Origin of the sequence: Achromobacter aegrifaciens, assembly GCF_902859965.1 — a bacterium.
Taxonomy (GTDB): domain Bacteria; phylum Pseudomonadota; class Gammaproteobacteria; order Burkholderiales; family Burkholderiaceae_B; genus Achromobacter; species Achromobacter aegrifaciens.
On record NZ_CADIKO010000002.1, the window covers coordinates 487,140 to 500,093 of the forward strand.

12 protein-coding genes are annotated in these 12,954 nt (G+C 68.8%); 9 read left to right on the forward strand and 3 right to left on the reverse strand.

The features are described from left to right. Positions 1–2: 2 nt before the first annotated feature. Complete coding sequence (locus tag HV793_RS13490) at positions 3–833, reverse strand: TlpA disulfide reductase family protein (protein ID WP_175213324.1); 831 nt, start codon at positions 831–833, stop codon at positions 3–5. 29 nt (positions 834–862) lie between these two features. Further along, complete coding sequence (locus tag HV793_RS13495; RefSeq protein ID WP_054454586.1) at positions 863–1,627, reverse strand: IclR family transcriptional regulator; 765 nt, start codon at positions 1,625–1,627, stop codon at positions 863–865. 220 nt (positions 1,628–1,847) lie between these two features. Here HV793_RS13495 and HV793_RS13500 point away from each other — a divergent pair, with 220 nt between their 5' ends. The 9 genes from HV793_RS13500 (at position 1,848) to HV793_RS13540 (ending at position 11,735) form a co-directional block, all read left to right on the forward strand. Then, a complete protein-coding gene (locus HV793_RS13500; protein ID WP_175213325.1) occupies positions 1,848–3,392 on the forward strand; it encodes an acetolactate synthase large subunit in 1,545 nt (514 codons plus the stop codon). A gap of 33 nt (positions 3,393–3,425) precedes the next feature. Beyond that, on the forward strand, positions 3,426–4,220 hold the full coding sequence (locus HV793_RS13505) for an SDR family NAD(P)-dependent oxidoreductase (RefSeq protein ID WP_054454582.1): 795 nt from the start codon (positions 3,426–3,428) through the stop codon (positions 4,218–4,220). A gap of 30 nt (positions 4,221–4,250) precedes the next feature. Beyond that, on the forward strand, positions 4,251–5,294 hold the full coding sequence (locus HV793_RS13510) for a WD40/YVTN/BNR-like repeat-containing protein (protein WP_054454580.1): 1,044 nt from the start codon (positions 4,251–4,253) through the stop codon (positions 5,292–5,294). Positions 5,295–5,313: 19 nt separating this feature from the next. Continuing rightward, on the forward strand, positions 5,314–5,799 hold the full coding sequence (locus HV793_RS13515; RefSeq protein WP_054454578.1) for a VOC family protein: 486 nt from the start codon (positions 5,314–5,316) through the stop codon (positions 5,797–5,799). A gap of 49 nt (positions 5,800–5,848) precedes the next feature. Continuing rightward, a complete protein-coding gene (locus tag HV793_RS13520; RefSeq protein ID WP_175213326.1) occupies positions 5,849–6,451 on the forward strand; it encodes an amino acid synthesis family protein in 603 nt (200 codons plus the stop codon). Positions 6,452–6,463: 12 nt separating this feature from the next. Beyond that, positions 6,464–7,306, forward strand: coding sequence for an alpha/beta fold hydrolase (locus tag HV793_RS13525; RefSeq protein WP_175213327.1), 843 nt, complete (start codon positions 6,464–6,466; stop codon positions 7,304–7,306). Between the two features lie 54 nt (positions 7,307–7,360). Further along, positions 7,361–9,046 carry a bifunctional 3-(3-hydroxy-phenyl)propionate/3-hydroxycinnamic acid hydroxylase gene (locus tag HV793_RS13530; protein WP_175213328.1) on the forward strand — a complete coding sequence of 562 codons (1,686 nt, stop codon included), beginning with the start codon at positions 7,361–7,363 and terminating at the stop codon, positions 9,044–9,046. Then, positions 9,043–10,638 carry a sulfatase-like hydrolase/transferase gene (locus HV793_RS13535; RefSeq protein WP_175213329.1) on the forward strand — a complete coding sequence of 532 codons (1,596 nt, stop codon included), beginning with the start codon at positions 9,043–9,045 and terminating at the stop codon, positions 10,636–10,638. Before HV793_RS13530 ends, HV793_RS13535 begins: the two co-directional genes overlap by 4 nt. Before the next feature lie 134 nt (positions 10,639–10,772). After that, positions 10,773–11,735, forward strand: coding sequence for a Bug family tripartite tricarboxylate transporter substrate binding protein (locus tag HV793_RS13540; protein ID WP_225590244.1), 963 nt, complete (start codon positions 10,773–10,775; stop codon positions 11,733–11,735). A gap of 60 nt (positions 11,736–11,795) precedes the next feature. On the opposite strand, the gene argE is transcribed toward HV793_RS13540, so the two are convergent. Then, positions 11,796–12,947: an acetylornithine deacetylase gene (gene argE, locus HV793_RS13545; RefSeq protein ID WP_175213331.1), complete on the reverse strand. Its 1,152-nt coding sequence runs from the start codon at positions 12,945–12,947 to the stop codon at positions 11,796–11,798. Positions 12,948–12,954 lie beyond the last annotated feature (7 nt).

Consider the following 12,954-nt stretch of genomic DNA (forward strand, 5'->3'; position numbering starts at 1 on the left):
CGTCAATCGCCGCTGGCCGGCGCCTGGATCGCCTCCAGGCGCTGGGCCAGCGAAGCCGCGGACAACTCGCCCACGCGCAGGTCCACCAGCCGTCCCTGGGCGTCCAGGAACAGCGTGGCGGGCAGGCCGCGATTGCTCATCTGGCGCGAGGCCGCGCCTGCGGGATCGAGCAGCACGTTGCGCAGCGACGGCGCGTGCTGCGCCAGGAACGCCGTCACGTCCGGCGGCGCTTCGGCCTGGTTCAGGAAGACGAAATTCACATCGGGATGCGCCGCTTGCGCCGCGGTGAATGCGGGCATTTCGCGGCGGCAAGGCGGGCACCAGCTTGCCCATAGATTGATGACGGTAGGTTTGCCCTGGTAGGCCGCGAGCGCTGCGGGCGTGCCGTCCAGCTGACGCAAGGCGAGCGCGGACAGTTCGGGCAGGGCCTGCGGCGCGGGCGCCAGCCACCGCCCGCCGCCTATCCAGACCGCGCTGGCCAGCGCCAGCGCGCCCAGCAGCGCGGGCCGCGACGCCTGGCGGCGCAAGGCCGCGTACAGCGTGTAGAGCCATGCCGCGGCAAGCCCGGCCATACCGGCCCAGCCGCCATCGCGCAGGTCCAGGATCCGGAGCGGATTCTCGATGAAGTGGGCCTGGAACTGCCAGACAAAGCCGAGCCGGGCGACGACCAGGCCGATGATGAGCGCGCGCCACAACACCGTACTGGTGTCGGGCCGGGACTCCTGCCCGCGGGTCAGCAGCCTGGCGGCCAGCAGTCCGATAGCGGCGGCAACGATGAAAACCAGCAGGTCCGAGGGAAAGACGAGGGGACCGATACGGATGGCGGGCGTCATGCGTGAATCTGGAACTGGCGCGGCGGGGATCAGGCTGCCTGCTGCAGCTTGGCCGGCGCCTGCGCGATGCGGCGGGTGATTTCGGTGGCGGCGCGGCAGGTCAGGCCGGCGAGGTAGTCCTCGCGGAAGGCCGCGAAGGCGTCCTGCATGCCGATGAGCGTGATGCTGCCCAGCACATGGTTCTCTTCATCGAAGATCGGCGCGGCGATGCCGGTCTTGCCGGAATCCAGTTCGCCCGACGAGATGCAATAGCCGGCCTTGCGCACTTGCAGCATGGCCCGGGAAAAGGACTTCCAGTCCTGGCCCAGCCGCTGCATGTCGGGGGCATCGGCGTGTTCGTCGTAGACGCGGCGCAACTGGCGCGGCCCCAGATTGGCCAGGATCACGCGGGCGGTCGCGCTGCGCAAAAGCGGCATGTGCCGGCCGCGGCCGAAGTTCAGGGCCTGGGTATTGCGCCCGGCCTGCTGGTGCACGTTGATGACCTTGTCGTCGTAGCGCGCGCTGAGCAGCACGTCCAGGCCGGTCTGGCTGGATAGTTCCTCGATCAGGTCGCGGCTGACCGTCAGCATGGGGTCGTACTCCCGCATCTGCAGATCCAGCGCGATGATGCGCGGACCCAGCGCGTAGCCGGCTGGCAGGCGCACCAGCAGGCCGCAGGCGCACAGTTCGCGCACGTAGCGGTAGGCGGTGGCGGGCGCGTAGCCGCGCAGCTGGCAGATGGCATCGACGTCCAGGACCGGCCGGTCGGGCTGAAAGAGGTCCAGGACATCGAGCATGCGGCGAAGACTGTTCATGTGCGTGAGGTGTTGTAAGGCTGACGTGCTGCGAGGGTGCACCAAGGGGCGCGTATTGGCAAATCGTCCTGCCGCGCGCGCAGCGTGCACGCGCGTATAGGAGATCCGCGCAGAACTATCAAATAGATAATTCTAATAAATTATCCAGCATCAATCCGCCAAAAAAAAATTGCACATTTATCAAATTACGATAAAGTAGCGAAAAAAGGAGGCGGTAATCATGACCGGAGCTAGTGCCTTGCTGGAGGCTCTGCGCAAGCAGGGCGTGGAAGTCTGTTTCGCCAATCCCGGCACGACCGAGCTGGACCTGGTGCGTGCGATGGAGGAGGTGCGCGGCATGCGCTGCGTGGTCGGCCTGCAGGAGAACGTCTGCACCGGCGCGGCCGACGGTTATGGCCGGCTGGCTGGAAAGCCGGCCGCGACCCTGCTGCATCTGGGGCCGGGCTTCGCCAATGGCATCGCCAATCTGCACAATGCGCGGCGCGCCCGCACCCCCATCGTCAACATCATCGGCGACCACGCCAGCTGGCACCTGGAATGCGACGCGCCCCTGACTTCGGACATCGAGTCGCTGGCGCGCCCAGTCTCCGGCTGGGTGGAGCGCATCGCGTCCGCCCAGGACGCCGCTGGCGCCGCCCGCGCCGCCGTGCAGGCCAGCCTGGCCGATGGCGGCCAGGGCGCGACGCTGATCTTTCCCGCCGACTTCCAGGCGGAAAGCGTGACGCCGGATTCCGCGGATGCTGCCGCCGAGGCCGCTGCGCAGCCCGAGACCTTCGACGCCGCCGCCGCATGGCAGCGCCTGAGCCGCGCGCAAAAGCCGCTGTTCCTGCTGGGCGGGGGCGGTCCCGCCAGCGGCCTGGGACGCCGCGCGCAGATTGCGGCCGCGCGCCTGTGCGCAGCCCTGGGCGGCAAGGCTTACGCCGAGACCTTTCCCGCCAGATCGGAACGCGGCCGGGACTTGCCGGACTTCGACCGCCTGCCGTATTTCCCGGAACCCGCTCGCGCTGCCCTGGACGCTGCCGACCTGGTGGTGCTGGTGGGGGCGCTGCCGCCCGTGACCTATTTCGGCTATGCCGGTCACCCCAGCCGGTTGGTGCCGGCGGAACGCCTGCTGGAACTGGCGGCTCCCGGCCAGGATGCGGCCTCGCGCCTGGAGGCGCTGGCCGAATTGGCGGGCGCGCCGGCTTTCGAACCCGCCGCCGCGCTACTGCCCGAGCCTGCGCCGGGCGCCTTGACGCCGCAATCGATTGCCGCAGCGGTGGCGCGGGCCTTGCCCGCAGACGCCATCGTCTCGGTCGAAGGCGGCACCTGCGGCTATCCGCTGTATGCCGCGTCCGCCGGCGCCGCGCCGCACACGGTGCTGACCAATACCGGCGGCGCCATCGGCCAGGGCTTGCCGGTCGCGATGGGCGCCGCCATCGCCTGCCCGCAGCGCCGAGTGGTGGCCGTGCTGTCCGACGGCAGCACCCAATACACGATCCAGGCATTGTGGTCGCTGGCGCATGAAAACCTGCCGGTCACGGTGCTGATCGCCGCCAACCACCAGTACGCCATCCTGCGCAACGAGCTGCGCCGCGGCAACGCCGTGCTGGGCGAACGCGCGGCCGAACTGACCGCGCTGGACCGCCCGCGCATCGACTGGGTGGGGCTGGCCTCCAGCTACGGGGTGCAGGCCAGCCGCGCCGCGACCTCGGAAGAATTGGCCACGCAGCTGGAATCGGCGCTGCGCCAGCCGGGCCCGGTCCTGATCGAGATGGCGCTGTAGGCGCCGCCATATATGTATAAGGAGCATCAAAGCATGGACTTGCAACTCAAGGGGAAAGTCGCGGTGGTCACGGGCGGCAGCCTGGGCATCGGGCGCGCGGTGACCGAAGCGCTGGCCGCCGAGGGCGTGCGTGTGGCCATCGTGGCGCGCCGCCAGGCGCAGCTGGACGAAGTGGCGGCTGAAATCACCCGGGCCACGGGCGTGGAAGTGCTGGGCGTGGCGGCCGACGTGTCGGACACCGCCCAGGTCAACGCGATGATGCAGCGCGTGGCCGAACACTTTGGCCGCATCGACATCCTGGTCAATGGTGCGGCCCACCCCGGCGGCCTGGTGCGCAGCGAGATCGACGAGGCCGATCCCGAAGGCTTGCTGGAAGACATCAACATCAAGGTCGTGGGCTACATGCGCTGCGCCAAGGCTGCGGCGCCGCACATGCGCCAGGGCGGCTTTGGCCGCATCGTCAACATCGGCGGCCTGACCGGGCGCGGCAGCAAGCAGCTTTCGGGCATGCGCAACGTGGCCATCTGCCACATGACCAAGACCCTGTCGGACCAGCTGGGTCCGCATGGCATCACGGTCAACGTGATCCATCCGGGCGTGGTAGAGACGCCCCACATCCATGAACTGTACGAAAAGGAAGCCGCCAAGCAGGGGCTGACCCCCGCCCAGGTCGAGGCCAACTATGCCAAGGCCACGCCCATACGCCGGGTGCTGCAGCCGGCCGAGATCGCCGACGCGGTGCTGTTCCTGGCATCGCCGCGGGCAGGGGCCATCACCGGCGAATCGCTGGGGGTGGATGGCGGCATCACGCGCGGCATCTTTCTTTGAACCGCTGAACCTCATTCGGGGAGTCTGGATATGCAAGGCACGATACTGGTCGGCACCGCCGGCCAAGGAATACTGCGCAGCGTGGACGATGGCGCCACCTGGCACCGCCTGGGGCTGAAGGAAGCCATCGAGTTCGACGGCACGGTGCGCAGCCTGGCCGTGGACCCGGCCGACCCGCGCCGCGTCTTTGCCGGGGCCGACGCCGGCATGTGTGTCAGCACCGACGGCGGCGCGCATTTCACGCGGGTGGACAGCCCCATGAACGGCATGACCGTCTGGGCCATGGCCATCGATCCCACGGATCCGCGGCGCATGTACGCGGGCACCGGCGCGCCGTCGCGCGCAGCGATGTTCCGTTCGGTGGACGGCGGCGCCAGCTGGCAGCGCCTGTCGCCCGAACTGCCGGAGTTCTGCCGCGGCGTGAACCGCCCGCGCATCCTGTCGGTCTGCGTGGATCCGGATGACGGCCGCGAGGTCTGGTTCGGCGTCGAAGAAGGGGGCTTGTGGCGCAGCCGCGACGGCGGCGATACCTGGTCGCGCGAGGACGATGAAGGCAATGCCGATGCCATCGCCAACCCCGACATCCATTGCGTAGCTGTCCTGCCGGCCACGGCCGCCGCGCCCAAGACCGCCATGGTGCTGACGGTGAACTCCGTCTATCTCAGCGAGGACGACGCCCGGCGCTGGAATGGCGTGGCTTCCAAGTCGCGCTTTGACGGCATGTACTACACCCGCACGGTGCAGGCGCTGCCGGACGATCCCGACACGCTGCTGCTGGCCATCGGCGACGGCACGCCAGGCACGCGCAGCAGGATCTACCGTTCGTCCGACCGCGGCCGCAACTGGCAGCCGGCGCTGCTGCACACGCCGCCAAATTCCACCTTCTGGGCCTTCGGCGTGCACGCAGCCGACCCGCGGCTGGCGTTCGCCGGCACCAAGTACGGCCATCTGTTCCGCTCCACCGACGGCGGCCGCAGCTGGTTCAAGGAATGGCGCGATTTCAGCGAAATCACCGCCGTGGCCTGGACGCCGTACGCCGCGCCCGTGACCGCGCACCCCCAGTCCATCAACTGACAACCCGCCCGAGACCGCCATGTCCACCAACACCACGCTTGCGCCGGCAGACCGCCGGCCGCGCATCGCGCGCACCCACCTGGCCCTGTTCGTGCGCGACCCGTTCGCGTCGGCGCCCTGGTACGAATCCGTGCTCGGCATGCAGGAGACCGCGCGCGGCGAGCAATGGGTGTTCCTGTCCTTTGGGCGCAAGCACCACGACATCGCCCTGATCCGCGCGGCCGAAGGCGAGCCCGCCCGCGGCCCCGTCAACATGCAGCACTACGGGCTGGAGATCGAGGGCGACGTGGACGAGCTGCGCCGCCTCTACGGCATGTTGCTGGCCAAGGGCGTGGACGTCGTGAAAATCACCGATCACAAAGTCGGCTACGGGCTGTACTTCACCGACCCCGACGGCCACCGCTTCGAGTTCTTCTGCGAAACCGTGCACGGCGACGAAGAGGGCAAGCAGGTCCTGCACGACCACAACGCGCCCAGCGTCCCCATGACGCTGGACCCGCTTTGACCGCCCGCACGGCGCACTCCTTCCTGATCCCACATTTTCTGGAGCATCCATGAGCAGCACCAACTTCGGTCCCTACCGCATCCGCAAGTGGTATTTGCAGATCGACGACACCCTCACTACTGAAACCGGCGAACCGGCCGACGGCGAGCCGTTGCGCAAGATCGTCATCGCGGCCGCGCTGCACAACCCCTATGCCGGGCGCTTCGAACGCGACCTGTCGGGCTATGTCGAACCCTCGGGCATGCTGGGCGAGGAGTTCGGCCGGCGCATCATCGCCGCGGCCGGCGGCCAGCCGCTGGAAAGCTACGGCAAGGCCTGCGTGGTGGGCACGGACGGCGAGTACGAGCACGGCAACGCGTTGTTGACCACCATCTTCGCCGAACCCGTGCGCGCAGCGCTCGGCGGCGGCAAGGCCTGGGTGCCTTCCACCGGCAAGCGCGGCGGTCCCGGCACCGTCATCGACATTCCGCTGGCGCATAAGGACGCGCTCTATGTCCGTTCGCACTACGACAGCGTGACCGCGCTGTTCGGCGACGCGCCCAACCGCGACGAAGTGCTGATCGCCTTCGCGTTTGCCACGCGCGGGCGCCTGCATGCGCGCCTGGGCGGCATCCCCGCCAGCGAAATCGAGGGCAAAGACGGACTCTGCTGAAAGGAAGCCGATATGCAACGCCGCGACACCGCTATCGCCGTCAACGGCATGACTTTGCACCTGACCGAGTGGGGCCCCCAGGCGGGGCGTCCGCTATTCATGCTGCACGGCATCCGCGGCTATGCCGAGACCTTCGCCGGCATCGCGCAGGCGTTGCAGCCGGATTTCCGCGTCCTGGCCTATGACCAGCGCGGCCGCGGCGCCAGCAGTTGGGATCCGCAGCGCAATTACTACACTGACGCCTACGTGGATGACCTGGCGGGCGTGGCCGGCGCGCTGGGCCTGGACCGCTTCGATCTGCTCGGCCATTCGATGGGCGGCATCGCCGCCATCGTCTTTGCCGCCCGCCATCCGCAGCGCGTGCGGCGCCTGATCGTCGAGGATGCCGGACCCGCCGCTTTCGAAGGCAGCGCGGGCGCGGCGCGCATCCAGCGCGAATTGCGCGAAACGCCCGAGTTCTTTCCCGACATCGCCGCGGCCCGCGAGTACCTGCGCGCGCTGCGGCCCAGCGTGACCGAAGCCGCCCGCGAGGAACGGCTGCGCCACATGCTGAAGGAAGACGGAGCAGGCGGCTGGATCTGGCGCCACGACCATGCGGGCATCGCCGCGACCCGGCTGGACCCCGATCCGGCGCGCGTGGTGGACCTGTGGCCGCAGGTCCAGGCGCTGGGCTGTCCGACCCTGGTCGTGCGCGGCGGGCGTTCGGACTACCTGCAGGCCCAGACCGCCCGCGACATGGCGGCGCGCAATCCGAACGTGGAATGGGTCGAGATAGAAGGCGCCGGCCATTACATCCATGACGATCAGCCGGCCGCCTTCGAGCAGGCCGTCGGCGGGTTCCTGCGGCGCGCCTGAGGCGTCTGAGCGCAACCCGCCAGGCAAAAGACAAGAATCCAAGGGAGAGCCGAGATGGCGCATATCGTAGAAGTGCCGGTGCTGGTGGTGGGCGCCGGGCCGGTCGGCGTGACGCTGGCCAATCTGCTGGGCAGTTATGGCGTGGAAACGCTGGTGCTGGAACGCAACCGGGACGTGCTGGACTATCCGCGCGCGGTGGGCCTGGACGACGAAGCCATGCGTACCTTTCAGAGCGCGGGCCTGGCCGATGAAATGCTGCGCGACATGATCCAGAACGTGCCCATGCGCATGTACACGCGGACCAAGCGCTGCTTTGCCGAGATCCTGCCGGCCACGCGCGAGTTCGGCTGGTATCGCCGCAACCTGTTTTCGCAGCCGCTGGGCGAACGCACCCTGCGCGCCGGTCTGCGGCGCTTTCCCCATGTGACGCTGGAACTGGGCAGCGAGCTGCTGTCGCTGGCGCAGGACGAGCGCGGCGTCACGGTGCGGGTGCGCGATGCCGAGGGCGCCGAGCGCGAGATCCGCACGCAATACCTGCTGGCCGCCGACGGCGGGCGCAGCACAGTGCGCGAACGCCTTCTGCAATTGCCCTTCGACGGCAATACGCATCCGCGCAAATGGGTGGTCATCGAATGCGACCAGGACCCGCTGGACGCCCCTTATACCGCGCTGCATTGCGAGCCGCGCCGCCCCTATGTCTGCCTGCGCCTGCCTTACGGCCTGCGGCGCTGGGAGTTCATGCTGTTTCCGGGCGAGGACGGCGAGCAGATGCTGCAGCCGGAAAAGGTGCAGGAACTGCTGCGCCATCACGTGGCCGACCCGGCCAGGTTGAACGTCATCCGCGCCCGCGTCTATACCCACAATTCCCGCGTGGCGCGTACTTTCGTCTCGGGCCGCGTCTGTCTGGCGGGCGACGCCGCGCACCTGACCCCGCCCTGGATCGGCCAGGGCCTGAACGCCGGTCTGCGCGACGCTTTCAACCTGGCCTGGAAGGTGGCCTGGATCGTGCAGGGCCGCCTGGACCCGGCCGCCTTGCAGAGCTACCACGACGAACGCCACAGCCATGCCCGCGCCATGATTTCGCTGGCCGACATGTTCGGCGCCATGCTGTCGCAGACCAACCCGGTACTGGCGGCGCTGCGCGACACGTTCTTCCTGTCGATCCGGAATATTCCGAAGATCCGCGACTATGTGCTGCAAATGAAGTTCAAGCCCATGCCGCGCTATAGCCGCGGCGTGGTGGGCGACAGCGCCGACAAGACGCAGCGCGAGTGCATCGGCCGCATGTTCATCCAGCCGCTGGTGGAATGCGAGAACGGCGCCACGCTGCGCCTGGACGAAGCGCTGGGCGCGGGCTTCGCGCTGATAGGCTGGCGCCGCGATCCGCGCGCAGGGCTGCCGCCGGCCCTGCGGGCGCAGCTGGACAAGCTGGGCTGCCGCTACGTGGCGGCGCAGCGCGCGCGCAGCGGCTGTGATCCCGACGAACTGCAAGCCGGCGCCTTGCCCGTGTTGCAGGATACGGAGAACGCGCTGCATTTCTGGTTCCAGCGCACCCGCGCGGACTGGGTGCTGGTGCGGCCGGACCGCTACGTCGCGGCGCTGGGCCGCAGCGCGGACGCCGCCGACGCCCTGGGTCGCTTCGCCGCCCGCTTCGTACCCGGGGCAACCCAGATGGCCGCGCAGCCGACAGGCAAGCCGTCGCACGCGCCCGGGGCGATCCTGAACGGAGCGCAGCCATGAACGCACCGGTCCAGCCCGCGGGCAACCCGGTCCGCAACGTGCTGTTCATCATGTGCGACCAACTGCGCGCGGATCACCTTTCCTGTTATGGCGGAGCCGGCGCCTTGCGCACGCCCCACATCGACCGGCTGGCACGCATGGGCGTTCAGTACGACCGCGCCTACGTGACGTCCGCGGTCTGCGGCCCGTCGCGCGCGTCCTACTACACCGGCCGCTATCCGCTGTCGCACCGCGTCACCTGGAACCGGGTGCCGCATCCGGTGGACGAATGGTGCCTGGGCGAATACCTGGCCCAGGCCGGACTGCCGCTGCATCTGCTGGGCAAGACGCACTTCGTGCCCGACCGCGCCGGATTGCGGGGCAAAGGCTATGCGGCCGAGGACGAGCAACGTTTCCTGCAAGGCGGCTTCGTGCCGATCGAGCGTTACGACGGCCATTTCGAACTGGCCAAGGACAGCCCATACCGCCGCTACCTGCGCGAACGCGGCTACGACAGCGAACGCCCCTGGGAAGACTACGTGGTGGGCAGCCAGGCGGCCGACGGCAGCATCGCCAGCGGCTGGCTGATGCGCAACGCGCCGCTGCCCGCCCGCGTGGACGCGGCGGATTCCGAGACGGCCTATCTCACGGACCGCGCACTGGACTTCATGCAGGGGCAGGGCGACAAGCCCTGGGCGCTGCATCTTTCCTACATCAAGCCGCACTGGCCGTACAAGGCGCCGGCGCCATACCACGCCATGTACGGCGCGGAAGACTGCGCGGCGCCCGTGCGCTCGCAGGCGGAGCGGGAACGCCCCCATCCTGTGCATGGCGCCTACCAGCGGCTGGAAGAGTCGCAGTCCTTCGCCCGCGACGAAGTCTGGCGCAGCGTACGGCCGGTCTACATGGGGCTGGTCAAGCAGATCGACGACCAGATCGGTCGGGTGCTGGACTTCCTGGAGCGCAGCGGCCGGCTCAAGGACACGCTGATCCTCTTCACCTCGGACCACGGCGACCACCTGGGCGACCACTGGCTGGGCGAAAAGGAATACTTCTACGACAGCGCGATGCGCGTGCCTTGCCTGGTCTATGACCCGGCGCCGGCCGCCGACGCGACCCGCGGCAGCCGCAGCGACGCATTCGTCGAATGCATAGACGTCGTCCCCACGGTACTGGAGGCGCTGGCGCTGCCGGGGCAAGAACACCGCATCGAGGGCCGCTCGCTGCTGCCGGGGATCCGCGGCGTGTCGGAGTCCGCGCCGTCCGCGCGCGAGTACGTGGTGGGCAGCCTGGACTACGCCTACCGCGAGGCGCGCCTGTTCCTGGGACGCGGCGAGCGCGAGTGCACCGGCCTGATGGTGCGCGACGAGCGCTACAAGTACCTGCATTGGCAGGGCTATCCCGCGCAATTGTTCGACCTGCGCGACGACCCGGGCGAGCTGCATGACCTGGGCGCCGATCCGGGCATGGCGCCGGTGGCGGCACGGATGCGCTCGGCGCTGCTGGACTGGCATGAAGGCCTCAAGCGCCGCGCTACCGAGACCGACGAGGAAGTACGCGAGCGCACGCATGCGCACGAACGGATGATGGGCATTCTGATCGGCCGCTGGTGAAGCGGACCGGTCCTGATCTGGATTTCCAGCCGCCCGGGTCCGTCCTGGCCCGGAGCGGCAACTCAGTCGCCGGACTATTCCGGGAAACGACATATACAAGGGGAAGTACCATGGGATCGCCGTACCGTTGTTGTTTGCAACCCGTCTTGTGGGCCGCGCTGGCGCTAGTGCCGGCCGGCCAGGCCGCGGCCCAGTCCTGGCCGTCGGACACCGTGAAGATCGTGGTGCCGTATCCGCCCGGCACCGAACCCGACGTGCTGGCGCGCGACCTGGGCAACCGCCTCTTCAAAGAGAGCGGCAAGACCGTGGTGGTGGAAAACCGCCCCGGCGCCAACGCCATCATCGGCAGCGATTACGTCGCCAAGGCGGCGGGTGACGGCAATACCTTGCTGATGGTCGACCGCCTGGCGCTCGAGACCAATCCCTTCCTGTACGCCAAGGTGCCGTACCGGTGGCAGGAGGATTTCAAGCCCGTCACCGACCTGGGCCAGGTGCAGCTGTACGTGGCGGTCAGCAATGCCTTTCCGGCCAAGACCTACAAGGAGTTCATCGACTACGCCCGGGCCAATCCGCAACGCATCAACGTCGGCACCGGCGGCCAGGGCCACGTGAACCATCTGGGCATGGCCATGCTGGCCAGCGCCGAAGGCGTGCAGTTCACCTATGTGCCGTTCAAGGGCGTGGCGCCGGCCATGACCGCGACCATGGCTGGCGACGTGGACAGCGTCATGGCTGGCGGCCTGGCGGTGTCGGAACAGTACAAGGCCGGCAAGATCCGCGTGCTGGTCGCCGGCGCTTCGCAGCGGGCGGCGATGATGCCCGACGTGCCGACGCTGCAGGAAGCGGGCGGCAAGGCCGGCAGCATCCCGTCCACGGTCTTTACCCTGTTCGCTCCCGGCAAGACGCCGGACGAGCTGGTGGCGCGGATCAACCAGGCGGTGACGGCGGTCACGGCGGATCCGGCGTTTCGCCAGACCTACGAAGCGCGTGGCCTGCTGGTGCGCGGCTCCACGCCCCAGGCCACGCTGGCTGCCATGAAGGAAGAGGCCGGCCGCTATGAAACCCTGATCAAGTCCGCTGGCATCAAGCCGGATTGAGCACGCGTCCCGGCGCCGCCGCGGGTGGCGTCCGGGGACGTGGAAACGCCGGGGCCGGCGCTATAGCGCCGCCAACAGCCGTTCCAGGAATGCATCGCACTCGGCGAGTTGCGCGCGCGAGATGAATTCGTCGGGCTTGTGGGCTTGCGTGATGGATCCCGGACCGCACACCACCACGGGGACGTCCAGGTGCCGGGTGAACAGCCCGCCCTCGGTGCCGAAAGCCACCTTGGTCTTGCCGGTCCCGGCGGGCAGCAGGGATTCCACGAAACGCACGGCCTCGCTGGCCGGATGCGTGTCCAGCCCCGGATAGGCGTTGATCTGCTCTATCCGGATATCCGCGGCGGGCGCACGCAGGCGCGCCTGATCGCGGATGTCCTCGGCCGCCTGGCGCAAGGGCGCAAGCAGCGCGTCGGGATCGTCCTGGGCCAGATGCCGGATCTCGAAGTCGACCGCGCATTCGTTGGGCACGATGTTCAAGGCGCGTCCGCCGTGGATGCAGCCCGCGTGGACGGTTGCATAGGGCACCTCATACGCCGGGTCGCGCGCGCCATGGGCTTGCAGCTCGTCCTGCAGGGCGCGCATGGCGCCGACCATGTCGCACGCCAGATGGATGGCGTTCAGCGCCCGCGGCGCCAGCGCGGAATGGCCTTCGAGTCCCTGGCAGACGGCGCGCAAGGCCATCTTGCCCTTATGGCCGGTGGCGATCTGCATGGAGGTCGGTTCGCCCACGATGCACAGCGCGGGCCGGGTGGGCGCCATTTCCATGACGTCCAGCAGCCGGCGCACGCCGACGCAGCCGATCTCCTCGTCGTAGGACAGCGCCAGTTGCAGCGGCCGCCGCAACGGACGCTTGCTGGCCAGCAGCATCGCGTTGACGGCACAGGCCACGAAGCCCTTCATGTCCGCTGCGCCGCGGCCATACAACAGCCCGTCGCGCTCGGTCAGCGCGAAGGGCGGCACGGTCCAGGCCTGTCCGGCGGCGGGCACCACGTCGGTATGTCCCGACAGCAGCACGCCCGGAACATCGGCGGGGCCGACGGACGCGTGCAGGTTGGCGCGGGTGCCGTCGTCGCTGCGCACCAGCGTGCAGGCAATGCCGTGCGCCGCCAGCAGCTCGCGCACGGCCTCGATCAGCGCCAGGTTGGGCGTGAGGGTCACCGTGTCGAAGGCGATCAGGCGCGCCAGCAGCGCCTCGGAAGCGGTAGGCATGGCGTTG

Excerpts from the sequence above, each read along its gene's own strand:
- HV793_RS13535 (WP_175213329.1), top strand. The coding sequence starts at position 9,043 with ATGAACGCACCGGTCCAGCCCGCGGGCAACCCGGTCCGCAACGTGCTG.
- argE (WP_175213331.1), bottom strand. The coding sequence starts at position 12,947 with ATGCCTACCGCTTCCGAGGCGCTGCTGGCGCGCCTGATCGCCTTCGAC.
- HV793_RS13490 (WP_175213324.1), bottom strand. The coding sequence starts at position 833 with ATGACGCCCGCCATCCGTATCGGTCCCCTCGTCTTTCCCTCGGACCTG.
- HV793_RS13530 (WP_175213328.1), top strand. The coding sequence starts at position 7,361 with ATGGCGCATATCGTAGAAGTGCCGGTGCTGGTGGTGGGCGCCGGGCCG.
- HV793_RS13525 (WP_175213327.1), top strand. The coding sequence starts at position 6,464 with ATGCAACGCCGCGACACCGCTATCGCCGTCAACGGCATGACTTTGCAC.
- HV793_RS13495 (WP_054454586.1), bottom strand. The coding sequence starts at position 1,627 with ATGAACAGTCTTCGCCGCATGCTCGATGTCCTGGACCTCTTTCAGCCC.
- HV793_RS13505 (WP_054454582.1), top strand. The coding sequence starts at position 3,426 with ATGGACTTGCAACTCAAGGGGAAAGTCGCGGTGGTCACGGGCGGCAGC.
- HV793_RS13510 (WP_054454580.1), top strand. The coding sequence starts at position 4,251 with ATGCAAGGCACGATACTGGTCGGCACCGCCGGCCAAGGAATACTGCGC.
- HV793_RS13500 (WP_175213325.1), top strand. The coding sequence starts at position 1,848 with ATGACCGGAGCTAGTGCCTTGCTGGAGGCTCTGCGCAAGCAGGGCGTG.
- HV793_RS13520 (WP_175213326.1), top strand. The coding sequence starts at position 5,849 with ATGAGCAGCACCAACTTCGGTCCCTACCGCATCCGCAAGTGGTATTTG.
- HV793_RS13515 (WP_054454578.1), top strand. The coding sequence starts at position 5,314 with ATGTCCACCAACACCACGCTTGCGCCGGCAGACCGCCGGCCGCGCATC.